Origin of the sequence: Serratia quinivorans (genome assembly GCF_946227985.1) — a bacterium.
GTDB classification, from domain to species: domain Bacteria; phylum Pseudomonadota; class Gammaproteobacteria; order Enterobacterales; family Enterobacteriaceae; genus Serratia; species Serratia quinivorans_A.
Map to the genome: position 1 here is coordinate 101,391 of NZ_CAMKGL010000009.1, position 19,780 is coordinate 121,170.

17 protein-coding genes are annotated in these 19,780 nt (G+C 53.9%); 6 read left to right on the plus strand and 11 right to left on the minus strand.

Translation table 11 applies throughout. From position 1 onward, the window contains the following. The first annotated feature begins 9 nt into the window (after positions 1–9). Positions 10–810: a sugar/pyridoxal phosphate phosphatase YigL gene (gene yigL, locus OCH02_RS19595; protein WP_261432607.1), complete on the plus strand. Its 801-nt coding sequence runs from the start codon at positions 10–12 to the stop codon at positions 808–810. A gap of 50 nt (positions 811–860) precedes the next feature. Here the strand turns inward: yigL and OCH02_RS19600 are convergent, their stop codons facing one another. The 8 genes from OCH02_RS19600 to OCH02_RS19635 form a co-directional block, all read right to left on the minus strand. Further along, positions 861–1,646 carry an SDR family oxidoreductase gene (locus OCH02_RS19600; protein WP_261432608.1) on the minus strand — a complete coding sequence of 262 codons (786 nt, stop codon included), beginning with the start codon at positions 1,644–1,646 and terminating at the stop codon, positions 861–863. Between the two features lie 123 nt (positions 1,647–1,769). Next, on the minus strand, positions 1,770–2,567 hold the full coding sequence (locus OCH02_RS19605; protein WP_261432610.1) for an SDR family oxidoreductase: 798 nt from the start codon (positions 2,565–2,567) through the stop codon (positions 1,770–1,772). Between the two features lie 57 nt (positions 2,568–2,624). Then, the gene (locus tag OCH02_RS19610) at positions 2,625–3,680 is read right to left on the minus strand and encodes an ABC transporter permease (protein ID WP_261432612.1); all 1,056 of its coding nucleotides are present in this window, start codon (positions 3,678–3,680) and stop codon (positions 2,625–2,627) included. 17 nt (positions 3,681–3,697) lie between these two features. Next, complete coding sequence (locus tag OCH02_RS19615; RefSeq protein ID WP_261432613.1) at positions 3,698–5,242, minus strand: sugar ABC transporter ATP-binding protein; 1,545 nt, start codon at positions 5,240–5,242, stop codon at positions 3,698–3,700. A gap of 2 nt (positions 5,243–5,244) precedes the next feature. Then, positions 5,245–5,865: a DUF2291 family protein gene (locus tag OCH02_RS19620; RefSeq protein ID WP_261432615.1), complete on the minus strand. Its 621-nt coding sequence runs from the start codon at positions 5,863–5,865 to the stop codon at positions 5,245–5,247. 42 nt (positions 5,866–5,907) lie between these two features. Further along, the gene (locus OCH02_RS19625) at positions 5,908–6,843 is read right to left on the minus strand and encodes a D-ribose ABC transporter substrate-binding protein (RefSeq protein ID WP_261432616.1); all 936 of its coding nucleotides are present in this window, start codon (positions 6,841–6,843) and stop codon (positions 5,908–5,910) included. 133 nt (positions 6,844–6,976) lie between these two features. Then, entirely contained in the window at positions 6,977–8,497 is a 1,521-nt protein-coding gene (locus OCH02_RS19630) for an FGGY family carbohydrate kinase (protein ID WP_261432617.1), read from the minus strand. Between the two features lie 361 nt (positions 8,498–8,858). Then, positions 8,859–9,809 (minus strand): sugar-binding transcriptional regulator, encoded by a 951-nt coding sequence (locus OCH02_RS19635; protein ID WP_261110208.1) that lies wholly within the window; start codon positions 9,807–9,809, stop codon positions 8,859–8,861. Between the two features lie 366 nt (positions 9,810–10,175). On the opposite strand from OCH02_RS19635, the gene OCH02_RS19640 reads away from it, so the two are divergent. Then, positions 10,176–11,006: a transketolase gene (locus OCH02_RS19640; protein WP_261110207.1), complete on the plus strand. Its 831-nt coding sequence runs from the start codon at positions 10,176–10,178 to the stop codon at positions 11,004–11,006. After that, complete coding sequence (locus OCH02_RS19645; RefSeq protein ID WP_261432618.1) at positions 10,999–11,934, plus strand: transketolase family protein; 936 nt, start codon at positions 10,999–11,001, stop codon at positions 11,932–11,934. The genes OCH02_RS19640 and OCH02_RS19645 overlap by 8 nt, the downstream gene beginning before the upstream one ends. Positions 11,935–11,975: 41 nt before the next feature. On the opposite strand, the gene glpQ is transcribed toward OCH02_RS19645, so the two are convergent. Together glpQ and glpT are read right to left on the minus strand one after the other, a co-directional pair. Continuing rightward, positions 11,976–13,055: a glycerophosphodiester phosphodiesterase gene (gene glpQ / locus OCH02_RS19650; RefSeq protein WP_261432619.1), complete on the minus strand. Its 1,080-nt coding sequence runs from the start codon at positions 13,053–13,055 to the stop codon at positions 11,976–11,978. 244 nt (positions 13,056–13,299) lie between these two features. Beyond that, complete coding sequence (gene glpT / locus OCH02_RS19655) at positions 13,300–14,655, minus strand: glycerol-3-phosphate transporter (RefSeq protein ID WP_017891280.1); 1,356 nt, start codon at positions 14,653–14,655, stop codon at positions 13,300–13,302. A gap of 365 nt (positions 14,656–15,020) precedes the next feature. Between glpT and glpA the strand changes: the two genes are divergently transcribed. Genes glpA through glpC form a run of 3 tightly spaced genes read left to right on the plus strand, consistent with a single transcriptional unit; the run spans position 15,021 to position 19,121 of the window. Next, on the plus strand, positions 15,021–16,664 hold the full coding sequence (glpA, locus tag OCH02_RS19660; protein WP_261432620.1) for an anaerobic glycerol-3-phosphate dehydrogenase subunit A: 1,644 nt from the start codon (positions 15,021–15,023) through the stop codon (positions 16,662–16,664). After that, the gene (gene glpB / locus OCH02_RS19665; protein ID WP_261432669.1) at positions 16,654–17,925 is read left to right on the plus strand and encodes a glycerol-3-phosphate dehydrogenase subunit GlpB; all 1,272 of its coding nucleotides are present in this window, start codon (positions 16,654–16,656) and stop codon (positions 17,923–17,925) included. Before glpA ends, glpB begins: the two co-directional genes overlap by 11 nt. Continuing rightward, complete coding sequence (gene glpC / locus OCH02_RS19670; RefSeq protein WP_261432621.1) at positions 17,922–19,121, plus strand: anaerobic glycerol-3-phosphate dehydrogenase subunit GlpC; 1,200 nt, start codon at positions 17,922–17,924, stop codon at positions 19,119–19,121. Before glpB ends, glpC begins: the two co-directional genes overlap by 4 nt. A 34-nt stretch (positions 19,122–19,155) precedes the next feature. Here glpC and OCH02_RS19675 read toward each other — a convergent pair whose 3' ends face one another. Next, positions 19,156–19,719 (minus strand): DcrB family lipoprotein, encoded by a 564-nt coding sequence (locus OCH02_RS19675; protein ID WP_261432622.1) that lies wholly within the window; start codon positions 19,717–19,719, stop codon positions 19,156–19,158. Positions 19,720–19,780: the final 61 nt, after the last annotated feature.

Genomic DNA, 19,780 nt, shown 5'->3' on the forward strand with positions numbered 1-19,780 from the left:
ATTACCGCTATGTATCACGTCGTCGCTTCCGATTTAGATGGCACGCTGCTGTCACCCGACCATACCCTGTCACCTTACGCCAAAGAGACACTGAAGCTGCTGACCCAGCGTGGCGTACATTTTGTCTTTGCTACCGGCCGTCATCATATCGACGTTGCGCAGATCCGCGATAACCTCGAGATCAGCGCCTTTATGATCACCTCCAACGGCGCTCGCGTGCATAACACTGACGGCGAGCTGATTTTCAGCCACAACTTGGCCGAAGACATTGCCCGCGATCTCTACGGTATGCTGCATAACGATCCGGACATCACCACTAACGTTTATCGTAATGACGACTGGTTCATTAACCGCGAAAGTCCGGAGCAGGAAGAGTTCTTCCGTGAGTCTATTTTCCAGTACCAACTGTTCGAGCCGGGCCTGCTGGAAACCGATGGCGTGTGCAAGGTGTACTTCACCTGTGACGATCATGAAAAGCTGTTGCCGCTGGAAGATGCCATCAATGCGCGTTGGGGCGATCGGGTTAACGTCAGTTTCTCGTTCCCAACCTGTCTGGAAGTGATGGCCGGTGGCGTGTCAAAAGGCCATGCGCTGGAAGAAGTGGCCAAGATCATCGGCTATACGTTGAAAGAGTGCATTGCCTTCGGCGATGGTATGAATGACCTGGAAATGCTGTCGATGGCCGGCAAAGGGTGCATCATGCGCGACGCGCATCAGCGCCTGAAAGACAAGTTGCCGGCGCTGGAAGTGATCGGCTCCAACGTTGATGATGCGGTGCCGCACTACCTGCGCAAGATGTTCCTGGGTTGATATGAACAGGGCGCCTTACGGCGCCCTGTATGTCTGGAGTACATGAAGGTTTACCAGCAGACAAAACCGCCATCGACGACCAGATCAACACCGGTACAGAACGACGCTGCATCACTGGCGAGGAAGAGTGCCGGGCCTGCCATCTCTTCCACTTTTGCCATCCGCTGAAGCGGCGTCTGGCTTTCAAATTCACGTGTCTGATGGACCATCTCAGGGCGTGTGTTCATCGGCGTGGCGGTGTATCCCGGGCTGATGGAGTTGACGCGAATCCCTTTGCTGACCCACTCCATTGCGAGACTTTTGGATAGGTGAATAACACCCGCTTTGGAGCAGTTGTAATGCGCCTGTTCAAGACCGCGATTAACAATAATGCCGGACATGGAGGCGATATTAATAATCGAGCCTCCACCTGACTCCTGCATCAGTTCGGCTTGCGCTTTACAGGAGTTCCATACGCCGGTGAGGTTAATATCGATAACCCGCTGCCATTGTTCAGTCTCCATCTCAAGCGCCGGATTGGCATTGGCGATACCGGCCGCGTTAACGGCGATATTGAGGCGTCCGAAGCGGCTTTTGGCCAAGGCGACGCCGGCACGCAGATCGCTGTGTTGACGCACATCCCCGGTATAAAAGCAGGCCTGCCCGCCAATCGCCTCGATATTTTTAACAGTTTCAGTAAGGCCACCGTCTTCGCGCAGATCAAAGCAGACTACCCGAGCGCCCGCGCTGGCGAGTCCGTAAGCAATCATCTGACCGATGCCGCTGCCTGCACCAGTCACAAAGGCCACGCGGTCCTGCAGGTTAAACAGCTGTTGAGCAAAATCTTTTGTGATCATAGCCATCACTCTCTGAATTAGTACCCCGTGGCACAATATGGCGTAAACCGACGGGGAGGAATGTCCCGGCTCGCAGCTAACGCCTTCCGGGCTACGAATCTGGTTTGTCGTCCCTGATGGGCATTACGACATAATCAGGCCACCGTCGATGTTGATGGTTTGCCCGGTAAGATAGCGTGCATCGTCTGAAGCGAGAAAAGCCACCAACCCGGCGACATCTTCGGGTTTACCGGCACGCTTCATCGGGATACCTTCGACCCATTCCGCCATCAGTTCACCTTTGCCATAGCGTTTTTGTTCGGTGCTCAGGGCTTCACCCCATACACGATCGTTGTAATCCCACATGTCGCTTTCGATAATGCCTGGGCAGAAGGCGTTGACGGTGATATTCCACGGTGCCAGTTCGTGGGCCAGGCTTTGCGTAATACCGATAACGCCCATTTTGCTGGCAGCGTAATGCGGGGTGTAGATAAAGCCCTGACGACCCTGACCTGACGACGTATTAATCAGGCTGCCGTGTTTTTGCTTCACCATGTATTTGGCCGCTTCGCGGCAGCAGAGCCAGACGCCAGTGGTGTTAACCGCCAGCACTTTCTCAAAATCGGCTTTCGGCATGCGGTCGTAATAATCGATGGTGATGACACCAGCGTTCTGGATAGAAACATCGATAGTGCCGAAACGGGTGGCGGCTTGCTCGTACAACGATTGCACCTGCGCTTCATCAGTGACATCGACCTGCAATGACAGGATCTCGGTCTGGTAACGTTGGCGTAAGGTTTCTGCCGTTTCGTGAACGCGCTCGGCGTTGGAGACCATCACCAGGTTTGCACCATCTCGAGCAAAGCGCTCAGCAATTCCCGCGCCAATCCCGCGGCATGCGCCGGTGATCACGACCGTTTTATTATGGAAATTTCTTTGCATGTTTTTTCCCTTTTGTATGCCGGACGCAAACGCGTGCGGCGGGGTAATGAAAGCGTATTAACTGGCAACCTGAGCCGTGGCATGTTTTTCCTCATGGCGACGCATCAGGATGACTTTGTTCTGTAATTTCTGCTGGAATTGGTCGACGATGACGGCGGTGACAATAACCACCCCCTTAATGACCATTTGCCAGAAGTCGCTGACACCCATCATCACCATGCCGTCAGCAAGGAAGACGATGACGAAAGCACCAATAATTGAGCCCGTGACCCGACCACGCCCACCTGCCAGCGCGGTTCCGCCCAGTACGGTGGCCCCGATGGCGTCCATTTCGAACATATTGCCGGTCATTGGGTGGGCCGTTTGCAGCTGTGAAGCGACGATCAGGCCAACAAATGCGGAGCACAGGCCAGAGAAGGCGTAAACGAATACTTTTGCTTTAACTATGGGGACGCCAGCCAGACGAGCAGCGGATTCGTTACCACCAATAGCGTAGATATAGCGACCAAGTGGTGTTTTTGTCGTCAGCCAGTAGCCCAGCAGCAGGAACCCGATCATCAGCCAGATAGGCAGATAAATGCCCATTAGCGTACCGGAGCCCAGCGTGGCGAAACCGGTATTACCCAGTGCTTCTATCCCATTGAGATTGGGGTAGGTGCTGCCGTCATTGAACAGCAAGGCAGAACCCCTGGCGACATACATCATGCCCAGCGTACAGATAAAGGGTGCCACGCCGAAACGGGTGATCACGGCACCGTTAATAAAGCCGACAAGGATGCCGAAGATGGCCACGCACAGAATAACTTCAGGGACGTTGAAGAAGATGACGTTGCCGTTCCATAAGGGCAGGCCGTTGGTCAATAATGCCCCTGCGACCATTCCGCAGATCCCGGCGACGGCGCCGACAGAGAGGTCAATCCCTCCAGTCAGGATAACCAGCGTCATGCCGATGGCCAGCAGGCCGGTGATGGCCACGTGCTGAGTCATAATCAGCAGGTTAGATGGGGTCAGGAAATTCGGTACCATCACGCTGAAAAACGCGATAACCAGCAGCAGAGCGATAAAAGTTCTGGCCTTCAGCAGGTACATATAAATCATATATTTCTGGTTCATGATGGATTCCAGCCTGATTAATCTTGAGGTGTTGAAGCCGCGATTAATTTTTCGCGGGTAACCGCATGACGCGGTAAATCAGCGGTAATACGGCCATCGGCCATCACCAAAATTCGATCCGCCAGCGCCATGACTTCATCGAGTTCCGATGAAGAGAACATCACTGCCAGTCCCTGTTGGGCCATTTTGCCTATCAGGTGATAAACGTCAGTTTTGGCGCCGACGTCGATGCCGCGAGTGGGCTCATCGAGAAAAACAACCTGTGGTTGTGTCATTAGGGCTTTGCCTAACACCACTTTTTGTTGATTGCCACCGCTTAAGGAGGTAATCGGCAGTTCAGGGTCGCTGACTTTGATAGCGAGCTCGCGAATCATCTCTTTTACCCTGGCGTGTTCTTTTTGTGGGTTCAGCCATTTCCACGCCTGGCGAAAACCTTTCAGGCTAAAATCCGATAAGGTCATATTCGATTGAATCGACATAATCTGCACCACGCCTTCGCCCTGTCGGTCTTCGGGAACTAACGCCAGCCCTTTTTTAAGCCGGGTTTGAAACTGGGCTTTGCCAATATTTTCGCCATTAAGATAGACGCTGCCATTCTGGCAAGGCATCAGCCCTATCAGGCCTTTAAACAGCTCCGTGCGCCCGGCACCCAGCAGGCCGTAAATACCAATCACTTCCCCTTTACTCAGCGTGAAGCTCACATTGTTGAGCTTATATCCGCCGCTGTGGTGTAGCGCCGTCAAACCTTCAACAGCCAGCACCGCTTGGCCTTTCGGGGCAGGCTGATAGTCGAAATGTTTTTTCTTATCGCCAACCATCTGTTCGATAATCCAGGGAATGCTGGCATCGCTGACATTACGTTCACTGATAAAGCGTCCATCGCGGAAAATGGTAATGTGATCGCCAATTTCCATCAGTTCTTCCAGTCGATGGGAAATATAAATAATGGTGACGCCGCGACGTTTAAGCTGCTCAATAACGTTAAACAGAATTTTGACTTCCGACTGGCTCAGCGCAGAAGTAGGTTCATCCATGATTAATACACGAGTGTCTTTTGAAAGTGCGCGTGCAATTTCGACCAACTGCTGGTGGCCGATACCTAATTCGCCAAGCTGAGTATAAGGATCGACATTGAGCTCCAGTCTTTCCAGTAATTTTTTTGCTAACTCATATTGATAATTTTCGTTGATCTTCCCTTTCTGAAAGAACTCGTTAGCCATAAATATATTATCCATGATGTTCATGTTCGGGAATAAATTTAATTCCTGAAAAATGATGCTGATTCCCTTTTTTTCGGCTTGGTGAGTCGAACTAAGGATAACCGGACTGTCATCAAGAATAATTTGACCGGAGGAAGGGGTTTCAACGCCAGCAAGCATTTTCATCATGGTGGATTTACCCGCACCATTCTCTCCGATCAGTACGTTTACTTTATTTCGATAGACCCGATAATTCACGTTATCCAAGGCCACTACCCCTGGATAGACACGTGACAACTCACGGGTTTCGATAATAACTTCAGATTCGACTGGTTGGGGAGTGACGAGTTCTTGCTGTTGCATTTTTATTTCCCTCCCAAACGAGCAATTTTCGCTGGTGTAATATCAGGAATGGTTTGCGGAATATCCCAGGCCGAGAATACGCCATACACTTGCGTTATTTCGCCCGTTTTAATTTGTGCCGCTTGAATCATTTTTACCGCATGTTCGTTAATGGCCTGGCCATATTCGCCAAACAGAACCTGATCGTTAAAGTCTTGATAACTGGTACCCTGGTAGGCGTCGCGTAACAGCGTGCCGCGCAGCGTGGGGCCAATTTGCACCACAACATTGCTGCCGTCGGTATCCTGAATCGTCATTTTTCCGCTACGGGAAGTGGAGTCAATATGAGTGATATTGCCTTCAACCTTGACGTAAAAAATGCACGGATTCTCATCCTGAGCGCGATAGCCCAATGTTTTGCAAGCGCTATCAATATCTTTAGCCGCACGTAGGGCAGCCATTAACTCGGCAACGGGACGGGCCTGAGAAACGACCTGTGGAACCACTTTGTCTTGCCACGTCTGATCGATATTCGCCATATGCGGATTGGGCGGGGATTTAAGATCGGCCAGCTCTTGCTGAGAGACAATACGACAGCCCCCAAGCGCAAGAACGGCCAGTGCCAGCCAGGTTTTTTTATACATAAACTCTCCTATACGCCTCCGAAGAGGCGCAACAACCCGAACTCAGGATTTGATATTGAAGTCCTGAACTTTGTCTGCATTGTCTTTGGTAATCAGAATGCCGCGGAACATAACGCGTTGTTTCGCTGGATTTTCACCTTTTTGCAGGTAGTTATCGAGATCGGTAACGCCCTGAGCGGCAATAGCCTGCGCCTGGAGCATCACCGTGGCTTGCAGGGTTCCGGCTTTAACGGCATCGCGTTCATCGTTACTGCCATCAATACCAACAACTACAACATCGCTGCGATTCGCGGCTTTCAGCGCGGCAATAACGCCCAGAGCGACAGGGCCGTTGCCGCAAATCACGCCTTTCACGTCAGGATGTGCCTGTAAAATACTGTCCATAATGCGTTTGCCGTCGATTAACGTCCCTTTGGCATCTTGCTTCGCGACGCTGATCATATCCGGGTATTGGTCGATGACCTGATGGAAAGATTTAGAACGGGTAACACAGTTTTTATCTGCCAGGTTACAGGTCAGTTCGGCATATTTTCCTTTTTCCGTCATCTTCTCAACAAATACGTTGGCGACTTCAGAGCCGGCCTGAAAGTTATTATGGGTGATTTGTTCAAGAGCGACGTCATCAACAGGGATTTCCCTGTTAATTAATATCACAGGAATGCCTGCTTTCTTCGCTTTCTCAATTGCCGCTACGCTGGCGGTTGAGTCGGCATTATCAAGAATAATCCCCTGAACTTTTTTACCTATGGCGGTATCAATCAGTTCATTCTGTTTTTTTACATCTTCACCATGTGAAAGAATTGTGGTTTGGTATCCCAGTTCTTTTGCTTTTTCGCTGGCACCTTTGGCTTCAGAAGCGTAATACGGATTATCCAGCGAATTTACCATGATCATGATGGTGCCTTTTTCCACTGCCTGAGCAGTAAAAGAAAAGGCGGTCAGGGTAGCAACAGTTAAAAGCGTTAAACGTAATTTCATGACAATGTTCTCTCTTGGTTGTTATTGTCGGGTACGGTGAAACAACGTATGGCCTGAATATCAAATTTATGGGCGAGGGGCTCCTTTGGTTGATGATTAAGGTTCGTCGCGCACGAAGATTCCCTGGTGGGCGTCAGGTGGACGATGCCGGTTTCCATAATGTTCTGTTCACCGCATGGCGCCACTCCTGCCATCTTTTTTGCAGACGCTGATGGCGGTCCATATCGGGGATAAATTCACTGTGTTCGGTTAAAAAAACCTTCAGGTCGGTAATCGATCCTGGTGTGAGGGCTTTGCGGGCGAGTAGGGCGGCACCAATCGCCGAAAGTTCGGCAACATCGCTGCGCATTACCGGGCAACCCAGCAGGTCTGCCTGATACTGCATTAACCAGTCGTTTTTCGTCGGGCCGCCGTCGACCATTAATGCCGTCAAGTGAAAGTCATCCTGCTGGCGCATGGCGGCAACCACATCGGCGATTTGATAGGTAATTGACTCCAGTGCCGCGCGAATCAGATGCGCGCGTTTGACACCACGACTCAGGCCACAAATAACGCCGCGAGCGCTGTCATCCCACCAGGGAGCGCCAAGGCCGGTTAACGCTGGCACAAAATAGACGCCCAATGTAGATCCCACAGAGGCGGGCAGGGTGTTGAGTTCATGTGCCAGTTCGACATCGGAAAGCTCGCTTAAGCCCGTGCTGTCTGCCATCCATGCAACGGCATCACCGGTATGTGGGATATTGCCCTCCAGCCCATAGGTGATGCGATCGCCATCGTGCCAGGCAATGGTGGTGGCCAGTGCGTCAATATCGCATTTTGCCGATTGCACTGGTGCCATCACCGAGGAACCTGTCCCGTAGGTGGCTTTAACGCAGCCCAATTCGCCGAGGGCGTGGCCGAACAGCGCGGCATGCGAATCCCCTACCATCGCCATCACCGGAATACCATCCGGGATCGCGTTTAACCCGCAGGTATAACCATAAAATCCGCTGGAAGGTTTAATCTCCGGTAGTGCGGCAAGAGGGATCTGGAACAGCGCCAGCATCTCGTTGTCCCACTGCCCGGTTTGCAGGTTCAGCAACTGGGTGCGTGCGGCATTTGAGTGATCGCAATAGAACGCCTTACCCTGGGTTAAATTCCACAGCAGCCAGCTATCGATAGTGCCGAGACAAATTTCACCGCGTTCTGCGAGCCGGTGGCCTTCGGGAACAGATCCCAGCAACCAGCGCATTTTTGATGCAGAGAACAGGGGGGCAATCGGCAGTCCGGTGGTGGTTTTAATTTGCGCTTCTTTGTTATCGCGACGCAGTTCATCGCAAAAAGCGGCGCTGCGGGTACACTGCCATGAGATGGCTGCGTTAATTGGTTTACCGCTCTGGCGATACCAGCCAATAGCGGTCTCACGCTGGTTGCTGATAGCTAATGCGGCAATGTTTTCTGCGCCAACGTGTTCGACGGCCTTAGCGATAACGTCGAGAGAGGCTTCGACCAATAGCTCGCCCGACTGCTCGACCCAGCCATCGCGCGGCGTTTGAATTGCCAGCGGTTGAGAGAATTTCACCACTATGTGGCCGCGGCTATCGAGTACGACGGCTTTGGCGTTAGTGGTGCCTTCGTCCAGTGCAATGATGAACTCTTTACGTGTTGCCTGCATTAGGTTGTCTCCTGAGTCACATTTTGTCCTGGCGCGGGGGGAAATGTAGGCATTCCTCTTTCTCGCATTGCTGCCTGGCAGGTCATGTTGTGACAATTCGTTTTCACTGGTTTAATCACTGAATATATATTCGATAGTGATTATTTATTTAACACCTTAGCCAGAAACTTCACGTCGGGCTACAGGAAAAATCATCAATTGTGCTGGCAATCACACTTATCCGATCGAGGAAGCTTCCGGATGCGGGTGAAAGAGAGTGAGGCTTGGTATGATTATCACATTGAAATGTATATATTTATTTTCAGTTCCTTTACGCTCGGGATAAAGCGTAAAGGTTTTGAGAAAGAGTTGGCTGGGGAAATTAACCGGCGACAAGCAGGCGCGCGGTTGGGTAATCCGTGATTAAAACATCGATATAACCACCCGATAGCGCACCTTTGATAGCCGCAACCTTATCGGCCCCACCAGCAAGGGCAACCACATTAGGGCACTTTTTCACTTTCTCCAGCGCCATACCGATAACCGGGTCTTCATCATCGCGTAACACAGCCTGGCCGTTTTTATCGTAGTAGTGCAGACAAATGTCGCCGACCGCTCCGCGTTCCGCCAACACCTGGAGCATATCTTCGTGGTAGTAGTTTCCTGAGGTTTTGAGCAATTGTGAGGGTTCGAGGATGCCAATCCCGACGATGGCAATGTCGACTTCATCGAAGCGAGCAATCACATTGGCGACATCTTTACTGGCAACGAGACGATTTTTTTCCTCCGTCGAGCCTTCAATGCTCTGGGACGGCAGCAGCCAGGCATCACAGTTCAGATGTTGCGCCAGGGTTTGAGTGAGGATGGTTGCTTGCACGTTACCATTAGGCCCTACACCGCCCAGCAGTTGAATAACGCCGTTCGCCTTCAGGTTCTGGGCGTGAACCTCATCGACCATGGCGCGGATTGTTGAACTCCACGAAGAGACACCAATCAGATCTTTCGGCCGTAATCGAGTTTCCAGATAGTGGGCGGCGGCGGAACCGATGGCGCGTTTAATCGTGTGATCACTGGCGTCCTCTTCGGTATCCACCACGATGGCTTGTTTAATTCCGTAGCGATCTTCCAGGCCTTTTTCAAGATTCAGGAAAATATTCGATGGCTGAACAACGCTAATTTTGACCACGCCCTCCTTTTGGCAACGCGTAATCGCTCGGGAGATAAATGACTGAGAAAGCGAGAGAATTTGAGCAATATCGGACTGCTTTCGTCCTTCAAGATAGTAAAGCGTGGCAATCTTAACTAATAGCCGTTGTTCATCCTGCTTAGCCATATATTTCCCCGAAAATCATTTACGTGCAGCCATTATGTTAGAGCTATTTATCATACGCGAAATGAACAGACATTTAAGTGTGATGGATATCTAACTTTCACCAATACTCAAAATCAGCTATGGACAAAAACAGAACAGCGATCGCATAATTGAATAAAGAATCGTTATTGAATATATATTCATTGGTGATTCCAGGTCAACTCAAACAGTATCCAGGCGCAGATAAGTCTGGTGGTAAGGAGGCTGAATGTTCCTGAGTATGATGCAGCGGCGGAAGCCTTGCGATGCCTTGTCTGGGGATGTCTGGTTTTTTTAGTCCCTGTCGGAATAAATATTCCAAGTTGAAAATAAATTCAGAGGTATTAAATGAATCCCTATAGCTATGATGTCCAGGCACTTGAGCGTAAAGCCCGCGCCATACGTCGCCATATCGTCAGATTGAATGCCAACAGCCCTGCCGGTGGGCATACCGGAGCCGACTTGTCTCAGGTTGAACTGATCACCGCACTCTATTTTCGCATTCTGAATGTTGCGCCAGATCGTATCGCTGACGACCAGCGCGACATTTACATCCAGTCCAAAGGCCACGCGGTGGGCTGCTATTACTGCGTACTGGCCGAAGCGGGTTTCTTCCCCGTTGACTGGCTGGAGACTTATCAGCATGCAAACTCCCATCTTCCTGGCCACCCGGTGCGGCAGAAAACCCCGGGTATAGAACTCAACACCGGAGCGCTGGGTCACGGCTTGCCCGTTGCCGTGGGGTTGGCGCTTGCTGCCAAAAAAAGCAATAGCGCCCGCCGCATCTTTCTAATTACCGGCGATGGCGAACTGACAGAAGGCAGTAACTGGGAAGCTGCGTTGGCTGCAGCGCACTACGGGCTAGATAATCTCGTCATCATTAATGACAAGAACAACCTCCAGTTGGCAGGGCCGACCCACGAAATTATGAACACCGATCCGCTGGCCGATAAATGGAAAGCCTTCGGCATGACGGTGACCGAGTGCCAGGGAAATGACATGGCGTCGGTGGTTGCGACGCTGGAAGGGCTGAAACAGGAAGGTAAACCGAACGTTATTATCGCCAATACCACGAAAGGTGCCGGTATTTCCTTTATCCAGGGGCGTCCGGAATGGCATCACCGGGTACCGAAAGGCGAAGAAATTGCACTGGCACTGGAGGAACTGAAAGATGAGTAATGCAGAACACCTGGCGAGCGTAATGGTTCAAGCGTTTATTGATGCAGTTGAAAGCGGGGTTGATCTGGTGCCGGTGGTGGCTGACTCAACGTCGACGGCAAAAATTGCCCCCTTTATTAAACAATTCCCAGGTCGCCTGGTTAACGTAGGCATCGCCGAGCAAAGCATGGTTGGAACGGCTGCCGGTCTGGCGCTGGGCGGGAAAGTGGCGGTGACCTGTAACGCTGCTCCCTTCCTGATCTCCCGTGCCAATGAGCAAATTAAAGTCGACGTTTGCTACAACAATACCAACGTCAAACTGTTCGGTCTCAATGCAGGGGCCAGCTATGGCCCACTGGCTAGCACCCACCATGCGATCGATGATCTGGCAGTGATGCGCGGCTTCGGCAATATTCAGATTTATGCGCCCTCTTCACCGCGAGAATGTCGGCAGATTATCGATTATGCCATTGGTTATCAGGGGCCGGTTTATATTCGCCTCGATGGCAAGGCGCTGCCGGAACTCTATGATGAAAGCTATCAGTTTGTACCGGGGGCGGTGGTGACGCTGCGCGAAGGTGAAGACATTGCGCTGGTAGCAACCGGGTCGACGGTACATGAAGTTGTCGATGCTGCGCAAAGGCTGGTCGACGCAGGGATCCAGGCCAAAGTGGTCAGCGTCCCTTCAATTCGTCCATGCGATACTGCAGCCTTGCTGGTGGCGCTGAAGTCATGCAAAGCGGTGATAACGGTTGAAGAACATAACGTGAATGGCGGGTTGGGGAGCCTGGTCGCGGAAGTGCTGGCCGAAGCGGGTGTCGGCATTCCGCTCAGGCGTCTGGGTATTCCTGATGGAGAATATGCGGCGGCGGCCGATCGCAGCTGGCTGCGTCAGCACCACGGTTTTGACGCGGTGTCTATTGCTGCGCTGGCGCAGAAGATGCGTTAGCCGTGGGTGAAGGGGGGCGCCTTACGGCGCCCTCATTCGAATTACTTGTGCTGGTTCTGCTTTTGCAGGAATTGCACGCCCTTATCAGGGAAGTCGGTGAACACGCCGTCAACGCCTGCCTGGTTGTAAATCACGTCATACAGCTGATTTACGTCGGTGACATAGTCCGGCAATGCGTCTGCACGGATGGTGAAGGGGTGTACCGCCAGCTTGTTGGCATGGGCTTCTTTCACCATATCGGTCAGTACCACCTTGCCCGGTTTGGATTTCTCAGCCACCACCAGCATGTGGTAGTCCGGCCCAATGCCATCGGCATACTGGGCGATTTGTTTCATCGCACCCGGCTTGAACATCCAGTCATAGTCATATTCCACCCATTTGCCGTCGGCCTTCTGCTCATAGGTTTCCTGCCATTTGTTATAGGCAATCAGTTGGATCAGCTTCAGATCCATGCCCATTTTCGGCTCCAGGTCGGTTTTAATCCGTTTCAGCTCGTTGGCGTCGAAGCATTGCAGATAGACATTGTCACCCTTGCCGGTATAACCGTACTGCTTCAGCACCGCCAGCACTTTGCTGGAAATATCCTTGCCTTCCTGCTTGTGGAACCATGGCGCTTTGATTTCCGGATAAATGCCGATGTTCTTGCCGGTTGAATGGTTCAGACCCTGTACAAACTCGATCTCTTCCTGGAAGGTATGGACGCGGAAATCGGATTTGCCCATCGGGAAACGGCCAGGATAACCCTGCACTTTTTTACCGTTCTCAATCTCGAAGCCTTCGGTGAACTTCAACGATTTGATTTCCGGCAAGGTAAAGTCGATGGCGTAATAGCGGCCGTCTTTACGTGCGCGGTCCGGGAAACGTTCGGCTACGTCGGTGACGCGATCGAGGTAGTGGTCATGCAACACCACCAGCTCGTTGTCCTTGGTCATCACCAGATCCTGCTCGAGGAAGTCTGCACCCTGCGCGTAGGCCATAGCCTTCGCCGGCAGCGTGTGTTCCGGCAGATAGCCACTGGCGCCACGGTGGGCGATCACCACCTTGTCGGCAGCCTGTGCGGCGCTGACCATTGAGGTGGCCAGGATAATCCCTGTCAGCAGGGCTTTGACTTGAGTCCGCATTCTGTTGTTCTCCATATTCTAGGGGCAGGGGTAGTAAAAAGGCCGCAGTGCGGCCTTTAAAGTTGCTGACAAAGCAGGAAAAAGCGTGGTTTTTCCTGCTTTGTGGTGGTTGGCCGAAAATCAATAAATTGATTTTCCTGATTTTTTGTTTATCAACCTCTACTTGCTCTGGGCAGGAATGAGGTTTGTCTTCAGTCTGAAGGCCGCAGTGCGGCCTTTAAATAATGCGAAAGTTGTATGACGCTTAACCGCGTTTGTTGGCAGCGATTTCCGCGTGGTGTTTTTTCTCGCTCAGCATGGTCAACAGCAGCAACAATACTGCACCGACGCTGCCGCCAATCATCACCATAAAGCCGCCGTCCCAACCGAAGTAGTCAACGGTGTAGCCGACGATGGCGCTGGCTGCGACTGAACCGCCCAGATAACCGAACAGGCCGGTGAAGCCCGCCGCGGTACCTGCCGCTTTCTTCGGTGCCAGTTCCAGTGCGTGCAGACCGATCAGCATCACCGGCCCGTAAATCAGGAAGCCGATGGTGATCATGCAGGCCATGTCGATGCCAGGGTTACCGACCGGGTTGAGCCAGTAAACGACGGTGGCGATGGTGACCAGGGTCATGAAGAACACGCCGGTGGCGCCACGGTTGCCCTTGAACACCTTGTCCGACATCCAGCCGCACAGCAGGGTGCCCGGAATACCGGCGTATTCGTACAGGAAGTAGGCCCAGGAAGATTTATCCAGCGTGAAGTGCTTCACTTCTTTCAGGTAGGTCGGTGACCAGTCCAGGATGCCGTAACGCAGCAGGTAAACGAACACGTTGGCCACGGCGATGTACCACAGCAATTTGTTCGGCAGGATGTACTGCATGAAGATTTGCTTGGCGGTCAGTTCTTCTTCTGCTTTCTCGCTGTAGTCGTCCGGATAATCGTTTTTGTATTCTTCGATCGGCGGCAGGCCGCAGGATTGCGGGGTGTCACGCATCAGGGCGAAGGCGATCAGGGCCACCAGGATGGCACCGAAGGCCGGCATATACAGCGCTGCATGCCAGTCGTTGAACCAGGCCATGCCCAGCAGGAACAGCAGTGGCGGCAGACCGCCACCCACGTTATGGGCACAGTTCCAGACCGAAACGATGCTGCCGCGCTCTTTCTGCGACCACCAGTGCACCATGGTACGGCCACATGGCGGCCAGCCCATCCCCTGGAACCAACCGCACAGGAACAGCAGCACGAACATGACCGCGATGCTCGAAGTCGCCCATGGCACGAAGCCCATGAACAGCATTACCGCGGCAGCCAGGATCAGGCCGGCGGGCAGGAACACGCGGGGGTTGGAGCGGTCAGAAACCGACCCCATGATGAATTTGGAAAAACCGTAGGCGATGGAAATACCGGACAGCGCGAAACCGAGGTCACCGCGGCTGAAGCCCTGGTCGATCAGGTAAGGCATGGCCAGGGTGAAGTTCTTGCGCACCAGGTAGTAGGCGGCATAACCGAAGAAAATCCCCATAAAAATTTGCCAGCGCAATTTACGGTACAGCGGGTCGACTTTGTCGACCGGCACACGGGAAATGTGTGCTGCCGGCTTAAAAATACTCAACATGAGCGCCTCCGATGGCTTTATCTAGTTATCACATCAATATGACCTTTTACGTTCATTTGATGATTGAGCGGATATCGAATGTGGTGTTTTTTTGTTCCATAACGAGCGTCATCCTAGTCAAATCAGCCTGGCGTCGCTGTGATGAATGGCGCAATTGTTACACTTTTATGAAACACCGGCGGATTTTGAGCGATTCGTTAACGTTATGAAATAGAAAAACGCCTAAAAATCGTGATTATGATCACATTCATGGTTTTTTGTGGACATTTGGTTTTCGTTTTAAGTTCGTTATTGTTCCTTATCAAACAAAGCCCCCAATAACTGTGGCTCAATAGGCTAATAATCACGGATCCTGAGAGAGCCTCATGAGCAGCCATTCATCGGATAACGAAACGGATGTGATCATTATTGGCGGCGGTGCGACCGGTGCGGGCATTGCTCGTGACTGCGCGCGCCGTGGCCTGCGTTGCATACTGCTGGAGCGTCACGATATTGCCACCGGTGCCACTGGCCGTAACCACGGCCTGCTGCACAGTGGAGCACGCTATGCGGTGACCGACGGCGAGTCGGCGCGTGAATGCATAGAAGAAAACCACATCCTCAAGCGTATTGCGCACCACTGCATCGAGCGTACCGATGGGCTGTTTATTACGCTGCCGCAGGATTCACTGGCCTATCAACAACAGTTTATTGCCTCCTGCCACAGCGCCGGTATCAACGCCGAAGCGATTGACCCACAGCTGGCGCTGCGTCTGGAGCCGGCGGCCAATCCGGCGCTGATCGGCGCGGTTCGCGTGCCGGACGGCACTGTCGATCCTTTCCGTCTGACCGCCGCCAATATGCTCGATGCCCGGGAGCACGGTGCGCAGATCCTCACCTATCATCAGGTGGTCGGTTTACTTCGTGCTGGCGATCGCGTAACCGGAGTGCGCGTTTTCGACCATCAATCTGCGCAGCGCTACGATATTCATGCCGAAGTGGTCGTCAATGCCGCCGGCATCTGGGGCCAGCAGATTGCGGAATATGCCGATCTGCGCATTCGCATGTTCCCGGCCAAGGGCGCGCTGCTGATCCTCGGCCACCGCATCAACAACATGGTGATCAACCGCTGCCGCAAACCGGCGGATGCCGACATTTTGGTGCCGGGCGACACCATCTCGGTGATTGGCACCACCTCCACCCATATTGACTATGACCAGATCGACAACATGCTGGTGACGCCGCAGGAGGTGGACATTCTGATCCGCGAGGGGGCGCTGTTGGCACCGGAGCTGGCGCAGACGCGTATTCTGCGCGCCTATGCCGGTGTGCGCCCACTGGTAGCCAGTGACGACGACCCCAGCGGCCGCAACGTCAGCCGCGGTATCGTGCTGCTCGATCATGCCAGCCGCGACGGCCTGGAAGGCTTTATCACCATTACCGGCGGCAAGTTGATGACCTACCGGCTGATGGCGCAGTGGGCGACCGATAAAGTGTGTGAAAAACTCCGGTTGGACAGCCCTTGTACCACCGCGCAGGAAGCCTTGCCCGGCTCACGGCAGTCGGCGGAAGAAACGGTGCGCAGCGTGGTTTCTCTGCCCGCCAGCATTCGCGGCTCGGCGGTTTATCGCCACGGCGACAGGGCCAGTCAGGTACCGGCCGGCGATCGGCTGGATAACAGTCTGGTGTGCGAATGCGAAGCGGTAACCGCCGGAGAGGTGCGTTATGCGGTGAACTCCCTCACCGTCAATAACCTGGTCGATTTGCGCCGCCGTACCCGCGTTGGTATGGGTACCTGTCAGGGGGAACTCTGCGCCTGCCGTGCCGCCGGTCTGTTGACGCGGTTTAACGTCACTAGCCCGCAGCAGTCTATCGATCAGCTATCGCATTTCCTTAACGAGCGTTGGAAAGGGGTGAGACCGATCGCCTGGGGCGATGCGTTACGTGAAAGTGAGTTTACCAGCTGGGTTTATCAGGGATTGTGCGGGCTTGATGCCCGAGGGGAACAGGGGGCCGATGATGCGATTTGACGTAGTGGTGATTGGCGGTGGCCTGGCAGGCATGAGCTGCGCCATTCGACTGGCGGAACAGGGCAAGCGTTGTGCCGTGGTCAGTTCTGGCCAAAGCGCACTCTATTTTTCATCCGGATCGCTTGATCTGCTGGCGCAGTTGCCCGATGGCACCCGGGTGGAATCACCGTTGATGGCGCTACCGGCTCTTGCGCTGCAGGCGCCACGGCATCCTTATTCGCTGATGGGCGCTGAACGGGTAGCCGCACTGTCGGATGACGCGGCCCAGCTACTGCAACGCTGTGGTTTGAGCCTGCAGGGCAGCAGTACACGTAATCATTTGCGGGTGACTCCGTTGGGTACGCGCCGGGCCACCTGGCTTAGCCCTCAGGCTATTCCGGTCACGCCGTTGGACGGCGAGTTGCCGTGGAAAAATATTGCAGTGATCGGCATTGAAGGATTTTTGGATTTTCAGCCACAGCTGGCCGCCAGTTCCCTGGTACAGGCGCTGGGCATCAAGGCTGAAGTCGCTTATATGCACTTGCCGGCGCTGGATCGGCTGCGTAACAACCCCAGTGAGTTCCGGGCGGTGAATATCGCCAGAGTGCTGGATCTGCCGGAAAACCTGGCGCCGATGGCGGAAGAAATGCGCCGGTTGGCCGGTGATGCGGAGGCGATTTTCCTGCCTGCCTGTCTGGGGCTGGAAGATGATACCTCACTGGCCGCATTGCAGGCGGCGGTGGGTAAACCGATTCTGCTGTTACCGACGTTGCCGCCTTCGGTACTGGGTATGCGCCTGCATCAGGCGCTGCGTTCGCGTCTGCAGCAACTGGGCGGCGTTTTTATGCCGGGTGACAGCGTACTGCGGGCAGATATCGAAGCCGGGCGGGTCACTGGCCTTTATACCCGCAACCATACCGATATTCCGTTGCTGGCGCAGCAGGTGGTGCTGGCCAGCGGCAGCTTCTTCAGCAACGGGCTGGTGGCGGACTTCGACGGAATACGTGAACCGGTGTTTGGGCTGGATGTCGACAGCCGCGCAGATCGCGCAGACTGGAGCTGCCGCAATCTGTTTGCTCCACAGCCCTATTTGCAATTTGGCGTACGTACCGATAACCGGCTGCGTGCCTTAAGGCAGGGGGAGCCATTGAGCAACCTGTATGCCATCGGCGCAGTGACCGGTGGCTATGATCCCCTGCAGCAGGGCTGCGGTGCGGGTGTTTCGCTGATCGGGGCGCTGTACGTCGCGCAACAGATTGCGGCACAGGAGGAGCGTCCATGAGCCTGCACAAAGATAATAGCTTTGAAAACTGCATCAAATGCACCGTCTGCACCACCTATTGTCCGGTGGCCAAGGTGAATCCGCTCTATCCGGGGCCAAAACAGGCGGGGCCGGACGGCGAGCGCCTGCGACTGAAGGATCCTGCGCTGTATGATGAGGCGCTGAAGTATTGCACCAACTGCAAACGCTGTGAGGTGGCCTGCCCGTCCGACGTCAAAATCGGCGACATCATTCAGCGTGCCCGTGCCGACTTTGCCCAGAGCAAGCCCACGCTGCGTGACGCTATCCTCAGCCATACCGATATCATGGGCTCGCTGTCGACGCCGTTTGCGCCGATTGTTAATGCCGCTACCGGGCTGAGACCGGTACGCGCTTTACTGGATAAAGCGCTCAAAATTGATCATCGTCGCGAGCTGCCAAAATATTCGTTTGGCACCTTCCGCCGCTGGTATCGCCAACAAGCGCAGGCTCAACGGCGTTACACCGAGCAGGTGGCGTTCTTCCATGGTTGCTTCGTCAATTACAACCATCCGCAGTTGGGGAAGGATCTGATCAAGGTCTTTAATGCGATGGATATCGGCGTGCAGTTGCTCAAGCGGGAGAAATGCTGCGGCGTACCGCTGATCGCCAACGGCTTTATCGCCCAGGCCAGAAAACAGGCCCAAGTTAACGCCGAATCGCTGCATGAGGCGGTGTTGGAGCGGGGTATCCCCGTCGTGGCGACTTCATCGAGCTGTACTTTTACCCTGCGGGATGAATACCCGCACCTGCTGGACGTAGACACCTCGGCGGTACGTGAACGGGTGGAGTTGGCGACGCGCTATCTGTATCGCCTGATCAATCAAGGGCGCCAGTTACCGCTGAAGCACACGCCGCTGCGGGTGGCCTATCATACGCCATGCCATATGGAAAAAATGGGCTGGACCGCCTATACGCTGGAGCTGTTGCGGCAGATACCGGGGCTGGAACTGGTGGTGCTGGATTCGCAGTGCTGCGGTATTGCCGGCACCTATGGTTTTAAATCGGAGAACTATGAAACTTCGCAGGGCATTGGGGCGTCGCTGTTCCGCCAGATAGAGCAGAGCGGGGTCGATTTGGTGGTGACCGACTGCGAAACCTGCAAATGGCAAATCGAAATGTCGACCAGCAAGCGCTGTGAACATCCGATCACCCTGCTGGCGCAGGCATTGGCTTAAGGGCGCAGCAGTTGTGAACTGCGCCCGGAAAAGTTTATTGCTTCAGTTTCAGCGTGTTGATGATGCCTTCGGCCTCGCTCTGCGCCTGCTGCTGGTTATCCGCCGGCAGCGTCACCTGAATGGTCAGCATGTTGTTGTCCAGCGTGCCGATCAGAATAGAGGAGTAGGCTTTCTCGCCGCCGCTGGTGATGATGCTGTCCAACTGACGCAGCGGAACACCGTTAACGTCGATGGCTTTGTTGGTGATCACCTGCAGGTTGGCGTCGCGCGAGCGCTGGGTATCTTCCAGACGCTTGCTCAGGGTTTCCAGGCTGTCGGCAGTTTTGTCGCCGAGGATCACGATCAGCGCGCGCTGGCCGGTACTGTCGGCGTAAACATGCATGTTGTTCGCCTGATTACCCAGCTTGCCGCTTTGGTCCGCCATGCCCGCCGGCAGGGTGAACGCCAGCTTGCCATCCAGCAGGCTTACCTGTTGCCCGGCTGGGGCGCTGGCTGCTGCATCGCCTGCCGATGCCTTGGTGTCTTTGGTGTCGCCGTCACAGGCCGCGAGGCCAAGCACTAACAGGCTGATACCCATCAATTTTGCTACTTTACGCATTGGGCTTCCTTTTTCCTTTCAGGTAGGGTTTCACTGCCTTATCGCACCCTATTCAAAGGTG

Excerpts from the sequence above, each read along its gene's own strand:
- glpB (WP_261432669.1), top strand. The coding sequence starts at position 16,654 with ATGCGATTTGACGTAGTGGTGATTGGCGGTGGCCTGGCAGGCATGAGC.
- glpA (WP_261432620.1), top strand. The coding sequence starts at position 15,021 with ATGAGCAGCCATTCATCGGATAACGAAACGGATGTGATCATTATTGGC.
- yigL (WP_261432607.1), top strand. The coding sequence starts at position 10 with ATGTATCACGTCGTCGCTTCCGATTTAGATGGCACGCTGCTGTCACCC.
- OCH02_RS19625 (WP_261432616.1), bottom strand. The coding sequence starts at position 6,843 with ATGAAATTACGTTTAACGCTTTTAACTGTTGCTACCCTGACCGCCTTT.
- glpT (WP_017891280.1), bottom strand. The coding sequence starts at position 14,655 with ATGTTGAGTATTTTTAAGCCGGCAGCACACATTTCCCGTGTGCCGGTC.
- OCH02_RS19630 (WP_261432617.1), bottom strand. The coding sequence starts at position 8,497 with ATGCAGGCAACACGTAAAGAGTTCATCATTGCACTGGACGAAGGCACC.
- glpC (WP_261432621.1), top strand. The coding sequence starts at position 17,922 with ATGAGCCTGCACAAAGATAATAGCTTTGAAAACTGCATCAAATGCACC.
- OCH02_RS19600 (WP_261432608.1), bottom strand. The coding sequence starts at position 1,646 with ATGATCACAAAAGATTTTGCTCAACAGCTGTTTAACCTGCAGGACCGC.
- OCH02_RS19610 (WP_261432612.1), bottom strand. The coding sequence starts at position 3,680 with ATGAACCAGAAATATATGATTTATATGTACCTGCTGAAGGCCAGAACT.
- OCH02_RS19620 (WP_261432615.1), bottom strand. The coding sequence starts at position 5,865 with ATGTATAAAAAAACCTGGCTGGCACTGGCCGTTCTTGCGCTTGGGGGC.
- OCH02_RS19640 (WP_261110207.1), top strand. The coding sequence starts at position 10,176 with ATGAATCCCTATAGCTATGATGTCCAGGCACTTGAGCGTAAAGCCCGC.
- OCH02_RS19615 (WP_261432613.1), bottom strand. The coding sequence starts at position 5,242 with ATGCAACAGCAAGAACTCGTCACTCCCCAACCAGTCGAATCTGAAGTT.
- OCH02_RS19645 (WP_261432618.1), top strand. The coding sequence starts at position 10,999 with ATGAGTAATGCAGAACACCTGGCGAGCGTAATGGTTCAAGCGTTTATT.
- glpQ (WP_261432619.1), bottom strand. The coding sequence starts at position 13,055 with ATGCGGACTCAAGTCAAAGCCCTGCTGACAGGGATTATCCTGGCCACC.
- OCH02_RS19635 (WP_261110208.1), bottom strand. The coding sequence starts at position 9,809 with ATGGCTAAGCAGGATGAACAACGGCTATTAGTTAAGATTGCCACGCTT.
- OCH02_RS19675 (WP_261432622.1), bottom strand. The coding sequence starts at position 19,719 with ATGCGTAAAGTAGCAAAATTGATGGGTATCAGCCTGTTAGTGCTTGGC.
- OCH02_RS19605 (WP_261432610.1), bottom strand. The coding sequence starts at position 2,567 with ATGCAAAGAAATTTCCATAATAAAACGGTCGTGATCACCGGCGCATGC.